At 29.2% G+C, this 21,063-nt stretch carries 24 protein-coding genes and 1 tRNA gene; 13 read left to right on the top strand and 12 right to left on the bottom strand.

Annotated elements, in window-relative coordinates; all coding sequences use genetic code 11:
* Positions 1-14 precede the first annotated feature (14 nt).
* From F754_RS0107275 to F754_RS0107265, 3 genes are read left to right on the top strand one after another with little or no spacing between them, the layout of a single operon-like run.
* Entirely contained in the window at positions 15-725 is a 711-nt protein-coding gene (locus F754_RS0107275) for an SDR family oxidoreductase (RefSeq protein ID WP_023649258.1), read from the top strand.
* Positions 700-1,791 (top strand): PQQ-dependent sugar dehydrogenase, encoded by a 1,092-nt coding sequence (locus F754_RS0107270; protein ID WP_023649257.1) that lies wholly within the window; start codon positions 700-702, stop codon positions 1,789-1,791. The genes F754_RS0107275 and F754_RS0107270 overlap by 26 nt, the downstream gene beginning before the upstream one ends.
* A gap of 8 nt (positions 1,792-1,799) precedes the next feature.
* Positions 1,800-2,789: an MBL fold metallo-hydrolase gene (locus tag F754_RS0107265; RefSeq protein ID WP_023649256.1), complete on the top strand. Its 990-nt coding sequence runs from the start codon at positions 1,800-1,802 to the stop codon at positions 2,787-2,789.
* A gap of 2 nt (positions 2,790-2,791) precedes the next feature.
* Here the strand turns inward: F754_RS0107265 and F754_RS0107260 are convergent, their stop codons facing one another.
* The 8 genes from F754_RS0107260 to hemC form a co-directional block, all read right to left on the bottom strand.
* Positions 2,792-3,667: an alpha/beta hydrolase gene (locus tag F754_RS0107260; RefSeq protein WP_023649255.1), complete on the bottom strand. Its 876-nt coding sequence runs from the start codon at positions 3,665-3,667 to the stop codon at positions 2,792-2,794.
* Positions 3,668-3,676: 9 nt separating this feature from the next.
* Positions 3,677-3,937: an SHOCT domain-containing protein gene (locus F754_RS0107255; protein ID WP_023649254.1), complete on the bottom strand. Its 261-nt coding sequence runs from the start codon at positions 3,935-3,937 to the stop codon at positions 3,677-3,679.
* A gap of 3 nt (positions 3,938-3,940) precedes the next feature.
* The gene (locus F754_RS0107250) at positions 3,941-4,144 is read right to left on the bottom strand and encodes a hypothetical protein (protein ID WP_023649253.1); all 204 of its coding nucleotides are present in this window, start codon (positions 4,142-4,144) and stop codon (positions 3,941-3,943) included.
* Between the two features lie 81 nt (positions 4,145-4,225).
* A complete protein-coding gene (folD, locus tag F754_RS0107245) occupies positions 4,226-5,071 on the bottom strand; it encodes a bifunctional methylenetetrahydrofolate dehydrogenase/methenyltetrahydrofolate cyclohydrolase FolD (protein WP_023649252.1) in 846 nt (281 codons plus the stop codon).
* A gap of 8 nt (positions 5,072-5,079) precedes the next feature.
* Complete coding sequence (locus tag F754_RS0107240) at positions 5,080-5,370, bottom strand: YggT family protein (protein ID WP_023649251.1); 291 nt, start codon at positions 5,368-5,370, stop codon at positions 5,080-5,082.
* Complete coding sequence (locus F754_RS0107235) at positions 5,367-6,452, bottom strand: mechanosensitive ion channel family protein (protein ID WP_023649250.1); 1,086 nt, start codon at positions 6,450-6,452, stop codon at positions 5,367-5,369. The genes F754_RS0107240 and F754_RS0107235 overlap by 4 nt, the downstream gene beginning before the upstream one ends.
* A gap of 2 nt (positions 6,453-6,454) precedes the next feature.
* On the bottom strand, positions 6,455-7,153 hold the full coding sequence (locus tag F754_RS0107230; protein WP_023649249.1) for a uroporphyrinogen-III synthase: 699 nt from the start codon (positions 7,151-7,153) through the stop codon (positions 6,455-6,457).
* 1 nt (position 7,154) lies between these two features.
* Positions 7,155-8,072 carry a hydroxymethylbilane synthase gene (gene hemC, locus F754_RS0107225; RefSeq protein ID WP_023649248.1) on the bottom strand — a complete coding sequence of 306 codons (918 nt, stop codon included), beginning with the start codon at positions 8,070-8,072 and terminating at the stop codon, positions 7,155-7,157.
* Between the two features lie 56 nt (positions 8,073-8,128).
* On the opposite strand from hemC, the gene tsaD reads away from it, so the two are divergent.
* Genes tsaD through acs form a run of 3 tightly spaced genes read left to right on the top strand, consistent with a single transcriptional unit; the run spans position 8,129 to position 11,681 of the window.
* A complete protein-coding gene (tsaD, locus tag F754_RS0107220; RefSeq protein ID WP_023649247.1) occupies positions 8,129-9,202 on the top strand; it encodes a tRNA (adenosine(37)-N6)-threonylcarbamoyltransferase complex transferase subunit TsaD in 1,074 nt (357 codons plus the stop codon).
* Positions 9,202-9,615: an EVE domain-containing protein gene (locus tag F754_RS0107215; protein ID WP_023649246.1), complete on the top strand. Its 414-nt coding sequence runs from the start codon at positions 9,202-9,204 to the stop codon at positions 9,613-9,615. Before tsaD ends, F754_RS0107215 begins: the two co-directional genes overlap by 1 nt.
* A 17-nt stretch (positions 9,616-9,632) precedes the next feature.
* Positions 9,633-11,681, top strand: a complete 2,049-nt coding sequence (gene acs, locus F754_RS0107210) for an acetate--CoA ligase (protein WP_023649245.1) — start codon at positions 9,633-9,635, stop codon at positions 11,679-11,681.
* On the opposite strand, the gene F754_RS0107205 is transcribed toward acs, so the two are convergent.
* On the bottom strand, positions 11,678-12,301 hold the full coding sequence (locus F754_RS0107205; protein WP_023649244.1) for a hypothetical protein: 624 nt from the start codon (positions 12,299-12,301) through the stop codon (positions 11,678-11,680). The genes acs and F754_RS0107205 overlap by 4 nt on opposite strands.
* 132 nt (positions 12,302-12,433) lie before the next feature.
* Here F754_RS0107205 and F754_RS0107200 point away from each other — a divergent pair, with 132 nt between their 5' ends.
* The 6 genes from F754_RS0107200 to purH all read left to right on the top strand — a co-directional run bounded on the left by F754_RS0107200 (position 12,434) and on the right by purH (position 18,792).
* The gene (locus F754_RS0107200) at positions 12,434-12,694 is read left to right on the top strand and encodes a DUF4212 domain-containing protein (RefSeq protein WP_023649243.1); all 261 of its coding nucleotides are present in this window, start codon (positions 12,434-12,436) and stop codon (positions 12,692-12,694) included.
* Complete coding sequence (locus tag F754_RS0107195; protein ID WP_023649242.1) at positions 12,694-14,502, top strand: cation acetate symporter; 1,809 nt, start codon at positions 12,694-12,696, stop codon at positions 14,500-14,502. Before F754_RS0107200 ends, F754_RS0107195 begins: the two co-directional genes overlap by 1 nt.
* Positions 14,503-14,579: 77 nt before the next feature.
* Positions 14,580-14,936 (top strand): hypothetical protein, encoded by a 357-nt coding sequence (locus F754_RS0107190; protein WP_023649241.1) that lies wholly within the window; start codon positions 14,580-14,582, stop codon positions 14,934-14,936.
* A 28-nt stretch (positions 14,937-14,964) separates the two neighbouring features.
* Complete coding sequence (locus F754_RS0107185) at positions 14,965-15,624, top strand: ribulose-phosphate 3-epimerase (RefSeq protein WP_023649240.1); 660 nt, start codon at positions 14,965-14,967, stop codon at positions 15,622-15,624.
* Between the two features lie 4 nt (positions 15,625-15,628).
* Positions 15,629-17,257 (top strand): heparinase II/III-family protein, encoded by a 1,629-nt coding sequence (locus tag F754_RS0107180; protein WP_023649239.1) that lies wholly within the window; start codon positions 15,629-15,631, stop codon positions 17,255-17,257.
* Entirely contained in the window at positions 17,257-18,792 is a 1,536-nt protein-coding gene (gene purH, locus F754_RS0107175) for a bifunctional phosphoribosylaminoimidazolecarboxamide formyltransferase/IMP cyclohydrolase (RefSeq protein ID WP_023649238.1), read from the top strand. Before F754_RS0107180 ends, purH begins: the two co-directional genes overlap by 1 nt.
* On the opposite strand, the gene F754_RS0107170 is transcribed toward purH, so the two are convergent.
* Both F754_RS0107170 and F754_RS0107165 read right to left on the bottom strand, forming a co-directional pair.
* A complete protein-coding gene (locus F754_RS0107170) occupies positions 18,782-19,126 on the bottom strand; it encodes a 4a-hydroxytetrahydrobiopterin dehydratase (protein ID WP_023649237.1) in 345 nt (114 codons plus the stop codon). The two genes, purH and F754_RS0107170, sit on opposite strands and share 11 nt — an antisense overlap.
* A gap of 10 nt (positions 19,127-19,136) precedes the next feature.
* Positions 19,137-19,211, bottom strand: a tRNA-Gly gene (locus tag F754_RS0107165).
* Positions 19,212-19,293: 82 nt separating this feature from the next.
* Between F754_RS0107165 and F754_RS0107160 the strand changes: the two genes are divergently transcribed.
* Complete coding sequence (locus F754_RS0107160; RefSeq protein WP_023649236.1) at positions 19,294-19,938, top strand: LON peptidase substrate-binding domain-containing protein; 645 nt, start codon at positions 19,294-19,296, stop codon at positions 19,936-19,938.
* Position 19,939: 1 nt separating this feature from the next.
* On the opposite strand, the gene F754_RS0107155 is transcribed toward F754_RS0107160, so the two are convergent.
* Positions 19,940-21,055 (bottom strand): ubiquinone biosynthesis protein UbiB, encoded by a 1,116-nt coding sequence (locus F754_RS0107155; protein ID WP_027303493.1) that lies wholly within the window; start codon positions 21,053-21,055, stop codon positions 19,940-19,942.
* Positions 21,056-21,063: the final 8 nt, after the last annotated feature.

Raw genomic sequence — 21,063 nt, 5'->3', positions numbered from 1 at the left:
TAATAATAAAATTTATGTCAGAAAAATATCTAATCTTTGGTGCGACAGGTTCTATTGGTTCAAGTCTAGCTGAACAATTAAAAGACTCTAAAAATGATATTCATTTAATTGCAAGAAATGAAGTTGAAGTAAGTTCTATTGCAGAAAAATTAGGTTGCACATTTACAGTTGCTGATGTTTTAGAAGAAGGTTTTATTGAAAAAGTTAAAGCAGATATTTCTGAGATAAAGGGAATTGCATACTGCGTTGGTTCAATTGATTTGAAGCCATTAAGAATGGTTACTGAACAAGATTTTAATAAATGTATGAAATTAAATCTTTATTCAGCAGTAGAGGTTATTAAAGGATATCAAGAAAGTTTAAAAAAAAACAAAGGCTCTATTGTTTTATTTTCAACAGTTGCAGCTCAAAGAGGGTTTACAAACCATGCAATTATTGCATCAGCTAAAGCTGCCGTTGAAGGGTTAACGGTATCGCTAGCAGCAGAATTTGCCCCAAACATAAGAGTGAATTGTATTGCTCCAAGTTTAACAAAATCAAAAATTGCTGAACCAATGCTTAAAAATACTACAATAGCAGAAGGTATTGCAAAAGCTCATCCACTAAAAAGATTGGGTGAAGGAAAAGATTCTGCTTCTCTTGCAAAATTTCTAATAACTGAAGATAGTTCGTGGGTAACTGGTCAAATTATTGCTGTTGATGGTGGTAGATCAAAACTTTCTTAGAGTGAAAAAGTATTTTTTATTAATTTTTTTTTTATTATTTTCAGCAAATAGTTATTCTCAGAATTACAGTTTTAAAAAAATAACAAAATTAGAAGAGCCTTGGGGATCTACATTTATCAATAATGATGAAATAATTATAACTGAAAAAGATGGAAAAATAAAAATAGTTGATACTAATTCAAAAGATATTTTCGAGATTAAGCATAACTTAAATTATTTAAACGTTGGGCAAGGTGGATTATTAGATATTATTTACCAAGATAATAATATTTGGGTTTCATATTCTGAAGATAGAGGTAATAGAAAAACAAGTACTTCAATTGCTAAGGCAAGATTAAATAAAAAAGAATTAGATTTTAAAAATATATTTCAATCAAATCCACCTATAGACTCAGGTTATCATTTTGGCTCTAGGTTAGTGATTAAAGGTGAATATCTTTATACATCAGCTGGTGAAAGAGGAATGGGAATGATTGCACAAGATCCAACCAAACATCCTGGTAGTATTATAAGGATTCATACAGATGGCAGTATTCCAAAAGATAATCCAAAATTTGAGGGTAAATCAAATTGGTTACCAGAAATTTATCAAATAGGTGTTAGAAACCCTCAGGGATTAACATTATCTCCTTATGATGAAAAAATTTATTTAAGTAACCATGGAGCAAGAGGTGGTGACTGGTTTGGTGAAGTAAAAAAAGGTGAAAACTATGGTTGGAAAATATTAGGATGGGGTGGAAAGAACTATTCAGGTACCAAAATTGGACCAAAATGGATGCCTGGTTTTACTAAAGCAATTCAATACTGGGTGCCCTCAATTGCTGCTAGCGCAATAACTATTTACAAAGGAAATGAGTTTAAAGAGTGGAATGGTGATGCTTTGATAACCTCACTTAAAGATAAATCCTTAAGAAAACTAATTTTTAATGATTTATCTAATGTAAATGAAGAAGTTATTTTTAAAAATAAAATAGGAAGAATTAGAGATATTCAAATACATCCAAATAATGGAAAAATTTATTTTCTAGCAGGAGATGGATTGTGGTTAATGGAAAAAAAAAATTGATTTAAAATATGATAAAAAAACCTTGGCACCATCTTCCAGATGGAAGTTTCAGAAACCCTGAGGGATCACCAACTTCAAGATCAAGTTCTGGAAAATTTTCTTATAGATACTTTAATCAAGAAAAAAAGAAGCTTGATATGACCGTGCCAAAAGAACATGTAATAAATAAACAAAAAGTTTTAAATAATTTAGAAAATTTTAAAGATGATGATTATATTGCTTGGATTGGTCATGCTACTTTTTTAATTAAATTAGGAAAAATAACAATAATAACTGATCCAGTATTTTCAAAAAATGCAGGGCCATTAATTTTTGGTCCAAAAAGATTTACTGAACCAGCTTTAAAACTTAGTGAAATTCCAAAAACAGATATATTTCTATTAACCCATAATCACTATGATCATCAAGATATGTCTACAATTAGAAAGTTTCCTTTTAAGGATGCAAAAGTACTGGTTCCTTTAAAGTTAGGAAAATATTTTAAAAAATACAAAGATGTCAATGAAATGGATTGGTATGATGAAATTAAAATTAACGATCATATAAAAATAACTTTTTTGCCAGCAGTACATTGGTCAAAAAGAAGTCTAACTGATACCAACAAAACTTTATGGGGTAATTTTTTAATACAATATAAACATATAAAAATTTTATTTGCATGTGACACAGGCTATGGAAATATCTATAAAGAAATTGGCGAAAAATATGGTCCAATTGATATTACGATGATTAATATTGGAGCTTATGATTTTAGACCAATGTTTAACAAATCTATTTATCACACCACTCCTGAAGAAGCTCTTAATGTTGCTCAAGATTTAAAAAGCAAAAAAGTACTTGGAATGCACTGGGGAACTTTTGTTTTATCTCTCGAACCTATAATGGAACCTCCTATTCGATTTAAAGAAAATGCTGAGAAATTTGGGTTTAAAAAAGAAGACGCAATTACATTTAAAATTGGTGAGATTAACTCTTTAAAATCAATTCTTAAAGATTGACTTTAAATTTGTTTAAGAAAAAAATTTTTTAATTTAAAAATTACTTGTTTTGGATTTTGCTCAGGAATGAAATGACCAGAATTTATTCCGGACCCATAAACTTTTTTATAAGAGTATCTTTTCCAAATTTTGATTGAATCAAATTGTTTGCCTATTACTCCTTTTTTTCCCCATAATATCTGAATTGGGATATTAAGTTTTTTACTTCTATCTTTTTTATCATGATCTAAGTCAATTGTGGCTGAAGCTCTATAATCTTCACAAGATGCATGTAATCTTTTTTTTTGTTTAAATGATTTTAAATATGCCTCTTCAACACTTCCAAATTTATGATTACCAGACCATTTATCTAAACAGTTTTTTATCCATTTTCTTGGATTAGTCATAATCATTCTCTCTGGTAATGGGGCTGGCTGAATTAAAAAAAACCAATGAAAATAAGATTTAGCAAATTTTTCATTTGTCTTTTCATACATGTCTAACGTCGGGCAAATATCAAGAACGCTCAAGGCTAAAATTTTTTTTCTAAAATCTCTTGCCATTCTATGTGCAACTCTTCCACCTCTGTCATGACCTGCAACAAAAAAATGTTTAAAATTTAATTTATCCATCAATTGAACCATATCTTTGGCCATTTCTCTTTTTGAATAATTAAAATGGTTTTTTCCACCGGGCAAAACTAAACTATTGCCATATCCTCTTAAGTCAGCAACTACCACTGTAAAATATTTGCTTAATTCTGGAGCTGTCTTATGCCACATTAGATGTGTTTGAGGATAACCATGTAGTAAAAGTAAAGGTGGCCCATTACCTTTAAATCTACAAAAAATTTTTCCTCTATTTACTTTGACAAGTTTTTTTTTAAACCCTTCAAACATAATAAAAATTTAACTATTCAATATTTTATCTTTTGCTTTTTCAAATTCTTCTTGGGTTAAAACTCCACTTTGACGTAATTCATTGAGTTTTGTAATTTCATCACTTAGCTGATCATTACTAAAAGACATATCTATAGTTTCACTTTTTTCTGGCTCTTGAGGTGCATTATCAACCTTAGCCTTAAAGCCCTTCATGATTGCAGTACCTCCTAAATAAAAAACAAAACCAAGTATAGGAATTGCTAGTCCAAAAAATATTATTTTTTCCATAAATTAATCTTCATCCTCATCACGCCATCCTTTTTGATACATCAAGTATCCTGCTAAAATTACAGAAAAAGTTCCGGCTATCATGCCAAAATCAAAACCAACTTGTTTGCCATATAAGTGCCAGCCTAATTGAGTTGCACCAATTGGAACTGCTGTTAGCAATATCATTATCAATCCGATTCGATATTCATATGGTGGTTTTTTCATTTGAAAACTTTATCAAATAAAAAAAGAAATTAATTAACTTTTATCAATTTGAGACAATAAAACTTATTAACGAAAAAGTGTTTATTTTTGTGATCTTTTAAAACAATCTATTGTATTTTTTAATAAACAAGCAATTGTCATAGGTCCTACTCCACCTGGTACTGGAGTTAAAGCCTTAGCTACTTTTGAAACCTCTTCAAATGCAACATCACCTATTAAACCATTTTCTGTTTTATTAATTCCAACATCAATTACGATTGCATCTTTTTTAACCCAATCACCTTTTACAAGTTCTGGAATACCAACAGCTGCAACTATAATATCTGCTTCTAAGCATTCTGCTTTTAAATCTTTTGTTCTTGAGTGGGTAATAGTCACTGTACAATTTTCTTTAAGAAGAAGTTGTGTCATTGGTTTTCCATTTAAATTAGATCTTCCAACTACAACTGCTTTTTTACCACTTAAATTTGGCTCAACTTTTTTAATCATTAAATAACATCCAAGGGGTGTACAAGGTACAGAACTCTCATACCCTGAAGACAAATTACCTACATTCATTGGATGAAAACCATCCACATCTTTAGATGGAGTAATTGTTTCGATTACTTTTTGTTTGTCTATATGTTTTGGAAGTGGAAGCTGAACCAAAATTCCTGAGACAGTTGAATCATTATTTAATTCCTCAATTTTTTCTAGAACAGTTTTTTCTTCTACTGTATCAGGGTATTTAATAACCTCTGATTTTAAACCTACTTCATTTGCTGATTTTTCTTTGTTTCGTACATAGATTTGACTTGGGGCCATGTCTCCAATCAGAATAACAGTTAACCCAGGAACTTTGTTATATTTAGTTTTTAATTCAGCTACTTCTTGTTTTAATTCTTCTCTAAGTTCAGCTGCAGCTTTTTTTCCATCAATTAAAATCATATTTTTTCTTAAAAAATCATTGGTGCAATGTACAGCTTCATACACATTTCAATAAACCAAATCAATAAAAGAAGAATTATTGGAGATATATCCAAAGAGCCTAAATTCGGTAAAAAACGTCTGATTTTATATAAAATAGGATCAGTTAATCGATAAGTGAGCTCTAAAACAGAATAAACAAATCTATTTTGAGTATTTAAAACATTGAAAGCTACCAGCCAACTAATAACAACATTTGCTATAACAACATACGAATACAATTTTAAAATTTGTAAAACTAAATAGAAAATCGCTATCATTTTTTTTCGATATAAATCGACTGACTTGGGAAAGCAAAAGCTGCTTTATTATTTTCTACGATTTGTTTAATTTCAATTGCTAGTCTTTCCTTAACAGAGAGCATTTCATTCCAGCTGTTAGTTTTTGTAAAACAACGAACATACATATCAATTGAGCTATCAGAAAATTTATCAATTCTAACTGCTACACCAACGTTTACATCAAAGTCTTCACTCTTATTGATGTATGCTTCAATTTCATTTCTAATTGTTTTCAATTGATCAACTGTTGTGTCGTATTGAAGAGTAATTATCCAACTTATCAACCAATTAGATGTTTCACTTACATTTACAACCGCATTTTCTGCAAATTGAAAATTTGGAATAATTGCAAGTGACTTATCAAATTTTCTAATTGTTGTTGATCGAAATCCAATCTTTTCAACAATTCCCTCTATAATACCGTCAACTGCAATCCAATCACCTATCTTAAATCTTTTTTCAACTAACACTAAAATTCCTGAAATTAAATTTTTAAATAAATCTTGTGCACCTAATGCAACTGCTACACCGAACAGACCTAGTCCTGCAATAATTGGCCCTATCTTTATTCCCCACAATTCTAAAACTGCTGCAAGCCCTAAAATAAAAATTAAAATTTTTAGAGATTTAATTATCCATCCAATTAATTCTCTAGTTAATAATTTATCTAATCCGCTTAAGATGTAAGAAATTGGTTCAATGATTTGATGAATAACCCAAAATATTAATATTGTAATTAACGTTCTGTTAATAGTATCCACAACTTCTCGCCCATCATTTGAAAAAGTCATGTAATAACTTGCAATAAAAAAACCAAGAACAATAGGTAAAAATCTTGCAGGACCTTCTAGAGCTTTTACGAAAGTATCATCAAGTTTATTGGTTGTTCTCTTAGAAATTATTTCTAATTTTTTAATTATAAGCTTAGAGATAAGTCCTCTGAAAACTAAAAAAATAAAAAATATCCCAATTCCAATTAATATTTGAAAAATATCAACACCTAGAATTCCTTTTTTCCAAACTGATAAAAATATATCAGAAAAATTATTTATTATTTCCATAGTCAAATTTTATATAACAAAAACTCTTCTTCTCCAGGATTAAAAAGAAATATCTTCTTCCACTTAATTTCGTTCAATATTGACGAGGTTTTTTCACCAATACACATTAAGTTTGTATTCATCCAAAGACTTTCTGATTGATGCATCTTAATAAAATTCAGTAAACTTAAGGCACTATTTTGAGAATAAACATAAACCATATCAGGCATGTTAAGCTTTAATTGATTTACAAATTTATCATCAAAGTTTTGGTTATGAGTAGCTCTATAATTAATAACTCTCTTAATGTCATATCCTTCTTTCAATAATTGCTGATCAAGATCAACGGAAACTGTTTCACCACTTATATAAAGTAAAGTTCCATCTTTCTGATTAAAATTTTGCAAAAGTAGCTCTTTTAAATTTTCAACATTACCCTCAGCTACAATTACATTTTGAAAACCAACACTTCTAGCTTTTTTTTCCGTAGCACTCCCAACGCAAAAACATAAAAAATTTTTATTAATATTTTTTAAATCTAGAAATTTTACAGCATTTGCGCTCGTAAAAATAATACCTTTAATGTTTGAGAAATTAATCTCTTGATAGTTTACCTTATCTATTCTTAGTAATGGAAGGTGAGATACTTGATTTCCTAAAGATTTAAATTTTATGATCATTTCAGAACAGTCTTCTAACGGTCTAGTTAATAAAATATGCATATTATTTTTTATAAGAATTATTTGATTTTATTTTTAATATCTTCCCAACTTCTTTACCAAGTAATTTAGCATTTTCAATTTTTGAAGATTTTTTTTCATAATATCTCTGAGTGCCATCTAAAGAAAAAAGCTCAGCCTCTAAAATTATTTCATCACCATCAATAACAGCATGAGCTCCTACAGCAGTTTCACAGTCACCTTCTAAAACTTTGAGAACATTTCTTTCAGCATGAGCTCTTAAGGATGTTTTTTGATGATTTATCTTGTCTAAAATTGAAATAATATATTTATCACCGTCTCGACATTGAAGTGAAATAATTCCTTGTCCTGCACTTGGAATTATTTCTTGAGATGAAAACACTTCTGTAATTTCATCTTCAATTGATAAAGACTTAATTCCTGCATAAGATAATAAAATTGCATCATACAAACCATCTTTAAGTTTTTTAATTCTTGTATCAACATTTCCTCTAATAAGCTTACAATTAAGATTAGGTTTAATTTTTTTTATTTGAAACTCTCTTCTATAGGATGAGGTTCCAATTACAGCTTCAGCATCTAAATCTTTGAGTTTTTTTTTATCTTTGGTTATTAATATTTCTCTTGGATCGTTTCTTTCTAAAAATGTATCTGTTCTTAGACCATCAGTTTCAATAGCTGGCATATCTTTTAAAGCGTGAACGGCTATATCAATTTTTTTATCCTGAAGTTCTTTTTCTATGTTTGATGAAAATAAACCTTTTCCACCTACTTCTGATAACCTTTGATCTTGAAACTGGTCTCCCTTTGTTGTTATTTCTTTAATTATAACATCTTCATCATTTAAATTTGTATTTTGAATAATCTTATCTTTGGCATTTTGAGCATATATTAATGCTAACTTACTTCCCCTTGATCCAATAACGATTTTCTTATTCATAAATAAATATATTTCTTACTTGTATTGAGATTGTACAATTAATAAAAACTATTTGAATGAGTAAAAAACCCTTAATTCTTGGAATTGAAACTAGCTGTGATGAAACAGCAGCATCAATAATCACTGAAAATGAGCAAGGAATACCTGTAGTTTTATCCAATATTGTTTCAAGTCAAGTTGATGTTCATAAAGATTTTGGGGGTGTTGTTCCTGAATTGGCAGCAAGATCTCACATGGAAAAAATTGATTGGATTGTTCAAAAAGCAATAAATGAAAGTGGGAAAAAAATAGAGGAAATTGATGCAGTAGCATCAACAGCTGGTCCAGGTTTAATAGTATGCTTATCCGTTGGTCTAAGTTTTGGAAAAGCTTTTGCGTCTGTTTTAGAAATACCATTCATTGCTGTTAATCACTTGGAGGGTCACGCCCTAAGTCCAAAACTAAATTCAGAATTAAAATATCCCTATTTACTATTATTAATTTCAGGTGGCCATTCACAATTTTTAAATGTTCAAGGTTTGGGAAAATATCAAAGGCTTGGAACTACTATTGATGATGCCTTAGGTGAAGCATTTGATAAAACTGCAAAACTTTTGGGAATTGAATTTCCTGGTGGACCTCAAATAGAAATATTAGCAGAAAAAGGTGATCCAAATAAATACGATTTACCAAAACCTATTTTTAACAAAGGAGGATGTAACTTATCCTTTGCAGGTCTTAAAACAGCAATTTTGAAAATAACAAAAAATATTAAAACAGATCAGGAAAAATTTGATTTGGCAGCTTCTTTTCAGAAAACAGTTGAACAAATCCTATATAAAAAATCTAAGATTGCATTTAATAAATTTGAAAAACAAAATGATTTAAAAGAAAAAATATTTGTAGTTGCTGGAGGAGTGGCGGCTAATAAAAGAATTAGATCTATGTTAATTAATTTATGTAACGAGGAAAAATATCAAGGCATATTTCCACCAATTGAATTTTGTGGAGACAATGCCGCTATGATTGCTATGGTTGGTTTAGAAAAATTTAAATTGAAACAATTTGATAATTTAGATCATCCAGCAAAACCAAGGTGGGCCTTAGATGAAAAAGCTGCTTTTCTTAAAGGAGCAGGAGTACAATTATAATGCAGTACTGGTTAGTAAAGTCAGAACCCGATGTTTGGTCTATTGATCAACAAAAAAAAGCAAGTGCCAAAGGTGCTGCCTGGGATGGTGTTAGAAATTATCAAGCTGCCAAAAATTTAAAAAGTATGAAAAAAGGTGATCTTTGTTTTTTTTATCACTCAAATATTGGTAAAGAAATTGTTGGAGTTGTTGAAGTAATCAAAGAAGCTTATCTTGATAAAACTGATAAATCAGGACGGTTTGTAGCTGTTACAGTTAAATTTATAGAAAAATTATCCAAACCTATAACCCTTGAAAATATCAAAAAATCTAAGGAATTAAGCCATTTAGCTCTGATTAAACAAAGTAGACTGTCGGTAATGCCTATAGACTCTAAAAGCTGGAAAATATTAAATAAGATGAGTAAAATTTAAATATATAAAATTATTCCATGCCATTAAAAAAAAAGAAAAAAACTAATGTTAAAAAAAAAGTTATCAAAAAAGTAACAAAAAAAACTAAAGTTAAAAAAAAGGTAGTTAGCAAAGTTGATGATAAAAATTCAAAAGAACTAATTATTAAAACAAAATCTCAATGGATTAAAAGTAGTTTAGCTACAAAAGGCAAATACCAGGATAAATACTCCAAATCTATAAAAAGTAATGATGAGTTTTGGAGAAAAGAAGGAAAAAGAATAACTTGGATTAAGCCATACAAAAAAATTAAAGATGTAAAGTACAGTAAAAAAGAAGTTAAAATAAATTGGTTTCAAGATGGAACTTTAAATGCCTCAGCAAATTGTATAGATAGACATTTAAGAGATAAAAAAGATAAAACTGCTATCATTTGGGTTGGAGATGATCCTAAAGACAGTCAAAAAATTTCTTATAAACAACTTCATGAAAAAGTTTCAAAAGCTGCAAACGGCTTAAAAAAATTAGGAATTAAAAAAGGTGATAGAGTTACTATTTATTTAACAATGATCCCTGAGCTTGCTATTTTGATGTTAGCTTGTGTTAGAATTGGTGCAGTTCACTCAATTATTTTTGGGGGATTTTCAGCAGACTCAATTTCTGGAAGAGTGAATGATTGTGAGTCGGAATATATAATTACAGCAGATGAAGGTGTTAGAGGTGGCAAAACTATTCCTCTAAAATATACAACAGATGAAGCATTGGAGAGTTGCCCAAATGTTAAAAAATGTATTGTTGTTAAACGAACTGGAAATTATATCAATTGGGATAAGAAAAGAGATGTTTGGTATCATGATTTAATTAAAGATATGTCAAATCATTGTGAGCCTGAAGAAATGAAAGCTGAGGACCCATTATTTATTCTATATACTTCAGGCTCAACTGGTAAGCCTAAAGGAGTTTTACATACCACAGGTGGTTACATGGTGTATGCTTCAATGACTCATCAATATATTTTTAATTATAAGCCTAAAGACATTTATTGGTGTACAGCTGATATTGGTTGGGTCACAGGACACAGCTATATAATTTATGGACCTTTAGCAAATGGTGCAACAACCATTATGTTTGAAGGTATTCCTAATTATCCAAGCACTTCAAGATGGTGGCAAATTGTTGATAAATATAAAGTGAATATTTTCTACACAGCTCCAACAGCAATTAGGGCTTTAATGCGAGAGGGTGATAAACCTGTAAAAAAAACTTCAAGAAAATCTTTAAAATTACTTGGTACAGTTGGAGAACCAATTAATCCTGAGGCATGGATGTGGTACTACAAGACAGTAGGAAATTCAAATTGTCCTATAGTTGACACTTGGTGGCAAACTGAAACAGGTGGAATAATGATTGCACCTCAAACTGGAGCTATGAATTTAAAACCAGGATCAGCAACAAAACCATTTTATGGGATAAAGCCAGCGATTGTTGATAAAAAAGGTAAGGAAATTAAAGGAGCTGGAGAAGGCAGACTATGTATTACACAATCTTGGCCTGGTCAAATGAGGACCGTGTACGGCGATCATCAAAGATTTATAGATACTTATTTTTCACAGTTTGATGGAAAGTATTTTACTGGTGATGGATGTAGAAGAGATAAAGATGGCTACTATTGGATCACAGGTCGTGTAGATGATATCATTATTGTATCAGGACATAACCTTGGTACTGCTGAAATAGAAAGTGCGTTTGTAGCTCATCCAAAAGTTGCTGAAGCAGCTGTTGTTGGGTATCCACATGACATAAAAGGTAACGGACTATATTGCTATGTAACTTTGAATGTTGGTGAGAGAGAAACTGGCGATCTTGAAAGAGATTTAAAACTTTGGGTTAGGAAACAAATTGGACCCTTGGCTACTCCTGATTTAATTCATTTTACCCCGGGTCTACCAAAGACTAGATCAGGAAAAATTATGAGAAGAATACTAAGAAAGATTGCGGCTAATGAACATGACCAATTAGGTGATACAACCACTTTGGCTGATCCTAATGTAGTTGAGGGTTTAGTTGATAATAGAAAAAATATTTAAAATTCTATTAACTTTTTAAATTCCTGTTTAATAATATCCCATTTTAAAATCATAGAATTTAATACAATTTTTCGATCTAAAGTTTTAAGCTCTTCAGCAATCGGAGCCCACTTGTAAAGAGATAGGGCACTCGGATTAAATGGAAGATCTTTATAATAAATTTCCCAATCTAAATTTTGAAACCTTTCATCAAAACTTTTTTTCGCTTCTTCAATTATATTAATTGGCATCTTATTTGACGTTTCATCATCTAGGATTTTTAAATAAATTTCTTTGGCTTGATTTATATCTTCATAATTAAAATTAACTTTTAAATATGAAAAGGTAAAAAAAACAAGATCCTGTAAAGCGACAGAATAAATATTCCACTTAGCTAGATTTACAGACAACATAAATTCATCATTGTCAAAATGAAGAACATATCTAGTTCCCATTCTTGTTTTTAAATAACTATACAAAGTAACTTGAGTAACCCATGCAGATTTTGTTTGGATAAAAAGCTCAAGTTCATCTAAATTTTTTATTTTTTTCTTTGGAATGAAAGCTTTAAACAAAGCAAACAAATAAACTTTAAAATCATTAAAAGATAAATCTTTCCAGGATAATTTATATTTTTGCATAAAATCTTTGTTCGAGACAATTATACCTTAAAAAAGCATGTATTTAAGCACCTATTGTGAGTAATTTTCATCTTTTCAAAACCTTTATAATGGTTATGGTTTTCACAGTTATAACTAAAAAGAGAGGTATAAATGTCAAACGCAGAAAAACACTGGGAAAAAACCAGGTCACTGTTATTCGTAACACTGGCAATCTGGTTTGTATTCTCAATTGGCATCTTCCTTTTTGCAGCTGAAATGAATGAGGTTACTGGACCTTTTGGATATCCATGGACATATTGGTTTACATGTCAGGGATCTCTTGGAATTTTCGTAATCTTATGTTTCTGGTTTGCTAATAGGCAAGAGAAAATCGACGAAGAGTTCGGCTTCAACGAAAGAGGAGATGACTAATGATTAAAGGTAAATTTATAGACAATTTGCCAAAAGTTTACGGGATCTATACTGGAGGTTTTATAGGTTTCATAATCTTAATGGCAATTGGTGAGCAGATGGGTATGACTGCTAAAGCAATAGGTGTTGCTTTTGTGGCCTTTACAATATTCATCTACGCATTAATCGGTTATCTATCAAGAACAGCTCAAGCAGATGCATATTACGTAGCTGGAAGGCAAGTTCCAACTGTATTCAACGGTATGGCGACAGCAGCAGACTGGATGTCTGGTGCTTCATTCGTTGCAATGGCAGGTGGTATTTACTTCAAAGGTTATGGATATATGGCTCTACTTGTTGGTTGGACTGGTGGTTACATATTAGTTGCAACTTTATTAGCACCATACTTAAGAAAATTTGGATGTTACACAGTTCCAGATTTTGTAGGTACAAGATACGGTGGTAATTTAGCGAGACTATGCGCAGTAATAGTTTTAACTGTTGCTTCATTTACTTATGTGACTGCACAAATTAACGCTACAGGTACTATTGCTTCTGTTGCTCTAGATATCGACTTTAAATACGCTGTATATATTGGGCTAATAAGTATTTTACTTTGTTCAATGTTGGGTGGTATGAGAGCGGTAACTTGGACACAGGTTGCGCAATATATTGTACTAATTATAGCTTATTTACTTCCAATTTTTTGGATCAGTAACAAAATGGGAGCAGGTTTCTTCCCTCACTTTATGTTAGCTGATGAAGTAGCTAGAATTGGTGAACTAGAACAGCAATTTGGGTTTGTTAAAAACTCTGCAGCTGATTTAGCAACGGTACCTAAAGGGTTAGCTGGAATAACTAAAGCACACTCTGCAGTAAATGCAACGCCTTGGGCGTTTATTTCATTGGCACTAGCGATGATGATGGGAACAGCTTCATTACCGCACGTGATGATGAGATACTTTACTACTCCAAGTGTAAAAGCAGCTAGAAAGTCAGTGGGTTGGTCTTTATTCTTTATCTTCCTTCTGTATTCTTCTGCGCCAATGTTGGCAACGCTATCTAAACTGTCGTTGATTGATCCAAATTTATCTACAGGTATTATTGGTAAATCATTTGCTGAAGTTCAATCAATTGATTGGTTCCAAAACTGGAATCAAGCAAACTTGATGTTCATCAGTGACTTTAACGGAAATGGAACTCTTGAATTAAATGAGTTTTTCATGGGCGGTAAAGCGGTTGTGTTAGCAACACCAGAAATAGCTGGATTGCCATATGTGATTTCAGGTCTGGTTGCTGCCGGAGGTATGGCTGCTGCCATGTCAACTGCTGATGGTTTAATTCTAGCAATTGCAAATGCGATTTCTCATGATGTTTATTATAAAATGATTGATCCAAAAGCAGAGACTGCAAAAAGACTTCTTGTTGCAAGGATATTACTTGTAGTAATTGGTTTTGCTGGAGCAACTATTGCGGCAATGGAAATCCAAGGAATCTTGGGTTCAGTGATCTGGGCTTTTGACTTTGCGATGTCTGGATTGTTCTTCCCACTAGTACTTGGTGTATGGTGGAAAAGAGCTAACAGAGAAGGTGCTATTGCTGGTATGGTTTTAGGTCTTGCATCTGCTATTTGGTACCTAGTTTGGGTACGAACTGGTGGAAGTGGTTTCTTAGGACTTACTCAGTTAACATTTGGTATCTTCGGAGCAGGTGTTAGTTTTGTTGCTATGGTTGTAGTGAGTTTGATGACTCAAGCGCCTGATAAAGCAACTCAAAAAATGGTAGATGAAGTTCGAATACCTACTGGCAGAACTGTCACTGGTAAATAGAACTAATAAATCTTGATTCTAGGGGCGATTAATTTCGCCCCTTTTAATTTAATCTTTTTTCAAATATAAATTTCTTAATGTCAGCAAACTTTCATCCTTTAGTTTACTTTATTGACTACCTTTTTGGGGTGATCATGTGGACATTGATAGGAAGAGTTGCGATGAATATTTTTCAAAAAGAGGACTCAGAGTTTTTTTTTATGAAGATATTTGTAAAATATACTAATCCAATTATTAAAATTTTTAAGCCAATTACCCCGACTTTCATTATAGCCGCCCTCATTCCATTGTATGTTGCTTGGTTCTTTTATATGATTAGGTTTTACTTTATGCCTTGGGTCTTAGGATATTCTGTAATGGGCATGTTATCCTTTCCTTTAGAAAGCGAAATTTCTCGACAAATTTATCAATTATTTAATTCAATTAAATTTTAAAAATTGATACTAGTAGATCTAGCAACCAATGAAAAAAATACAAATTTCACCTTCAATATTATCTGCTGATTTCAGTCAATTAGGTAATGAGATTAAAAGACTTGAAAAAGGTGGTGCAGACATGATTCATGTGGATGTCATGGATGGTCATTTTGTTCCAAACCTTACTATTGGACCTCCAGTAATTAAAGCCTTAAAAAAACATTGCTCAATTCAATTTGATGTTCACTTAATGATATCTCCTGTTCATAAATACATTGAAGCATATTCAGAAGCTGGTGCTGATATTATTACTATCCATCCTGAAGCAACAGATAATATAGAAGACTCTATTTTAAAAATTAAAAGCTTAAATAAAAAAGTTGGTGTCTCACTTAATCCAGATTCTAAAATTGATCTAATTATCGACCACCTTAAAAAAATAGATTTAGTTTTAATAATGAGTGTAAATCCTGGGTTTGGAGGTCAAAAATTTATGCCTGAAGTTTTGGATAAAGTAAAACAACTTAAAGATATTCAATCTAAAAAAAATATGGACTTTGATATTGAAATTGATGGAGGAATTAATTTTGATAACTGTCAATCAGCTATTGAAGCTGGAGCCAACATACTTGTTTCTGGAACAACTGTATTTAAAAGTAATAATGGAGATATTAAAAAAAATATTGATTTATTAAAATTAAAATAAGTTAATGATCATTAATAATTTTACTGATAACTTAAACCAATTTTATTTTGATTTTAAAAAGAGCGTAAAGAAATTTTATCAAAACTCTAATTTCTACGATAAAAGAATATCCAAAACTAAAGATATTACTTTTGAATATAAACCAAGTCCCTACCTGTTATCTTCAATAGTAAAATATCAAAAAAAAAAATATAAAATTGAAGATTTTGCATTAGAGGAAATTTGGCAAAATAATATTAAACCTGAGGAATTTGAAAAATTAAATAATTTTTTTTGGTTTTTTAGTCTAGATCTAAAATCATCGAAACAAACAACTCAAAAAATTATTAACAACTGGATTAACAAAAACAATCATTATAATAAAAAAAGCTGGGATTTTGATATAACATCTAAAAGAATTATTTCATGGTTGTCTAATCACCAATTAACTTTTGAAGACTCTGAAGATAAATTTAAAAAAAAATTTAATCAAAGTATTCAAAAACAAACAAATCATCTTTTAAATGAAATTAAAAATTTATCAGAAGTAGAAAATAAAATTATTGGATGTGCAGCAATTATCTTAACAGGATTAGCATATAAAGATGATAATAAATATCTGAGTAGTGGGTTAAATTTTTTAAAAAAAATAATAAAATCTTCAATTAATAATGATGGTTTTCCAAAATCTAGAAATATAAAACAACTTATTTTTTACTTAAAATATTTTATAATTATTAGAGAGTGGTTTAAAGAGTCTCAAAATACAATTCCTGAATATATTGATGAAACAATATATTATCTTGGTCAAAACTATGCATTCATTTGGCAAAACATTAATCAAGATATTCTTTTTAATGGTAATTACGTTTCAAATAATAAAGAATTTGATCAATATCTAAAAAGATTTGGATATGTTTTTAAAAATGAAAATAAAGAAATTGCTGGTTATGCCATTCTAAGAAATAAAAAAATTATATTAACAATGGATATTGGAGAGAGTCCAAACAATAATTTTTCAAAATTTTATCAATCTGGAGTTCTTTCATTTGAGATTTTTTCAAATGGTAAAAAACTAATTACAAACTCAGGCTACTTTGCTAATAAACATAACAAATTGAATAAGCTATCAAAAAGTACAGCTTTACAAAGTACTTTGTCAATTGAGGATCATTCTTCTTGTAATTATAGAAAATTGAATAAATCAAATTTAATTGTAAAGAAGGGAGTTCATATAATTAAGAAAAACGTTGTATTTGAAGATAATTATTGGAAAATATCAGGCTCACATGATGGTTATCTAAAAAATTTTAAAACAATCCATGAAAGAGAAATTGAATTTTATCCGGAGCAAATGAAATTTATCGGTTTTGATAAATTATTAAGAAAAGATAATTCAATAGATACTAAATTTGATATCAGATTTCACCTAGACCCAAGTTCAAAAGTAATGAAAACACTGGATAATAAATCAATCTTAATAGAATTGGAAGATGAAGGTTGGAAATTTAATTGTGAAAATTTTGATATAAATATTGATAATGGATTATATTTAGGTATTAAAAATTCATATAAAGAAAATCAAAACATATGTATATCAGGAATAAGTAAAAAAGAGAGTCAAATTATAAAATGGGAAATCACTAAGCTTTAATGACAAAAATAAAAACTGCTCTTATTTCTGTATCGGATAAAAGAAATTTAAAGCCACTTCTTAGTTCATTAAAAAAAAATAATGTAAAAATTATTAGTTCAGGCGGTACCTATAATGAAATTAAAAAATTAAAATTTAAGTGCTTAGAAGTTTCAAAATTTACTAATTCACCTGAAATTTTAGAAGGTAGAGTAAAAACTCTTCATCCAAGAATACATGCGGGAATTTTAAATAAAAGAAAGAGTAAAACCCATCTAAGAGATATTAAAAATAATAATTTTGAAAATATTGACTTAGTTGTTGTAAACTTTTACCCATTCGAAGAAACATTAAAAAATACAAAAAATCACAACAAAATAATCGAAAATATCGATGTTGGTGGACCAACAATGGTCAGATCAGCAGCTAAAAATTACCAAGATGTAACAGTTGTTACCTCGTCAGATCAATATGAAGAGCTCGTTGAAGAATTAAAGAGAAATAAAGGTTCTACATCCTTAAAGTTTAGAGAGAAATTATCAAGAATTGCATTTACAGAAACTGCTTATTATGACTCAGTTATTTCTGATTATTTTAATAAAAAAACAAATATAATTTTTCCAGAAAAAAGAGTTTTTCATGCAAATCTTATTGAAAATCCGCGTTATGGGGAGAACCCTCATCAAGAAAGTGGCATATATTCAAAAAACAGATCTATGAAAATAAATCAAATTCATGGAAAACAATTAAGTTACAATAATTATAATGATATATTTTCAGCTTTAACAATTTCAAAATCACTCCCAAAAAATATTGGGACTGTTATTGTTAAACACGCTAATCCTTGTGGAGTGTCAATAAATAAAGATCATCTTTTAAGCTACAAATCTGCGCTTGCGTGTGATCCTATTAGCGCTTTTGGAGGAATAGTATCATGTAATTTTAAAATAGGTAAACGTCTAGCATCAGAATTAAATAAATTATTTCTTGAAGTAATTATTGCAAACGGCTTTGATAATGACGCATTAAAATTATTAAAAAAGAGAAAAAATTTGAGATTAATTGATGCTGCTAATTATTCTTTCAAAGAAATATTAAGATTTATATCCGCTAATGAAGAATTATTAATTCAGACAGAAGATGTAAAAAAATTTAGTAATAAAGATTTCAAAATTGTTTCAAAAAGAAAACCAACATCTAAACAGATGAAAAGTTTAATTTTTTCATTCAATATTTGCCGGTATGTAAAATCTAATGCGATAGTGCTTGCGACGAATGATGCGACTGTAGGAATTGGATCTGGCCAACCAAGTCGTTTAGACAGTTGTCAGATAGCAATAGATAAAATGAACAAATTTACACATAACAAAGAAGAGGTAGTAGCTGCATCTGATGCTTTTTTTCCATTTGTAGATGGTATTGAAAAATTAGTTCAATCAGGTGTTACAGCGGTTATACAACCTTCAGGGTCAATCAAAGATAGAGAAATTATTAATTTTGCAAACGAAACTGATACGGTTTTAGTTTTTTCAAAAACTAGACATTTTAGACATTAGTTAATTGATCTATTTTTGCTGCTAAAATAAAATCATTTTCAGAAATCCCCTCTATTGCATGTGTGGTTATCTTTATATCTGCATAACCCCAACCAAAAGATATATCTGGGTGATGACCTTCATTTTCTGAAATTTGTCCAATTTTATTTATAAAGTTTTGACTATCTAAAAAGTTTTTAAATTTAAATTTTTTATTTAGAAAGTAATTTTTTTTTCCATCTTTTAAAATATCCCAGCCATCTACTTTTTTTTGATATTTATGAATTTCAGATATATCAAACGGTAAAACACCTCCTTCGCAAGGAACACATTTTTTATTTAAAAGATCATTCATATTTAAATTTTGGAGCGGGCAAAGGGGGTCGAACCCTCGACCTTCTCGTTGGCAACGAGACGCTCTACCACTGAGCTATGCCCGCATATATTATCGTTATAGTTAGACTTTTTTTTTAATTCAATCAATACAAATTAATAACAGATATGGTATATTAATAAAAAATTATGAAAAAAGAAGATCTTCCAAAAAAAATATCTGTTTTTCCATTAAGTAATTTTATAATTTTTCCTAAAACTACCGTTCCTTTAAATATTTTTGAACCTAGATATTTAGATATGGTTAATGACAGCATGAAATCCAATAAATTAATAGGAATGATTCAACCTAAGTCCCTTGAAAATGAAGAAAATTTACCGGAACTACATAATATTGGTTGCCTTGGAAAAATAACTAGCTTTAAAGAAACAGAAGATGGCAGATATATGATTGAATTAAAAGGTTTGATTAGATTTAAAGTAATTAAAGAAATCAAATCTCAAAATATATACAGAGAATATGAAGTTGATTTTAAAGATTACTACGACGATCTAAGTGAAAAAAAAGAAGAACTTAAATTTTCAGAATTAGAATTAATTTTTAAAGATTTAAAATTATTGTTTGAAAAAAGAGGTTTTGTTATTAATTGGAAAGAACTTGAAAAACAAAGTTTAGATGAAATTATAAATGCTTTATCAATGGCATCGCCTTTTACACTTGAAGAAAAACAAGTTTTATTGGAAGCTAGAAATCTTAGTTTAAGAAAAAATAAAATAGCTGAGATCTTAAGTACATACGCTTATGATGTTTTCAACAATACAACATTACAATAATTTAAAGTAGAATTCCTTTATCAGCAATTTTTACAAAAATATTATTTAATGAAGAATTTTTACCTATGTATTGAACAGATTTACTTAAAATATCATTTTTAGTTTTTCTCTCAAAATTAAAAAATTTATGTACTAGATCAATTCCAGTTGAAAATATAAAATTATTATGTTTCGATCTACTCTCAAATTCATCATTTACAGAACTATCTAACGGTAAACCTAAATCAATTTTATTTTTAATAATATCTATAAGAATTTTTATATCCCTAATTGTCATATTAAAACCCTGTCCTGCTAAAGGATGAATTCTGTGCAACAAATCTCCAAAAGCTAAAATATTATTATTAAAATAAGTTCTTAAATTTAATGAACTTAATTCGATTTTATCAATTCTATCAATTTTTTTGATTTTATATTTGAAATTATAATTTTCAATTAATTCTATAATATTTTCTTTTATTTTGTTATTAGAATTATAAATAGAATAAACAATAGAAGTTTCAGTATTAGAAATTGGCAAAAAAGCTAAAGGGCCTTTTTTTGTAAAAATTTGTGTTGCAATATTATTTTTAATTTTTTCATGTTTAATAATAGTCGTATAAGAAAAACTATTATATTTCTTGATGATTTTCTTACTAAAATATTTAGTAGTAAAAGGATGAAAATAGTTACAATTGATTAATAAATCGTATTCTTTATTAGAAAATAATTTTTTTTTTAATAATAACTTTTTTTTAAAGAATTTATTTTTTAATAAATTCTTTTCTATTAAACCATATAGTTCATGATTTTTAACAATAGAAAAAAGTTGATCTTTGTTTTCAAAATTGAGTAATTTTTGTTTTTTTAAATTATCAGTGTATATTTCTATCTTTTGGAGTTTCCAGAGTAATTTTTTAATGCTAATTATATTTTTATTAAAAAAATCAATATTATTTTTCGATATTCCAATAGTTCTAGATTGACTAAATTTTTGATGTTTTTTTTGTAATAAAACATCAACATAGATATTTTGATTAACTAAAGTCTTAGCTAAAGTTAAACTTGTGAGACCATCGCCTATTATACAAACTTTCATATTATTTTTAATTTTAACAATAAAAATTAGATGATACAAAGTGATTA

Origin of the sequence: Candidatus Pelagibacter ubique HTCC8051 (assembly GCF_000472605.1) — a bacterium.
Lineage (GTDB): Bacteria > Pseudomonadota > Alphaproteobacteria > Pelagibacterales > Pelagibacteraceae > Pelagibacter > Pelagibacter communis_B.
This window is presented reverse-complemented; position numbering and strand designations above follow the sequence as displayed.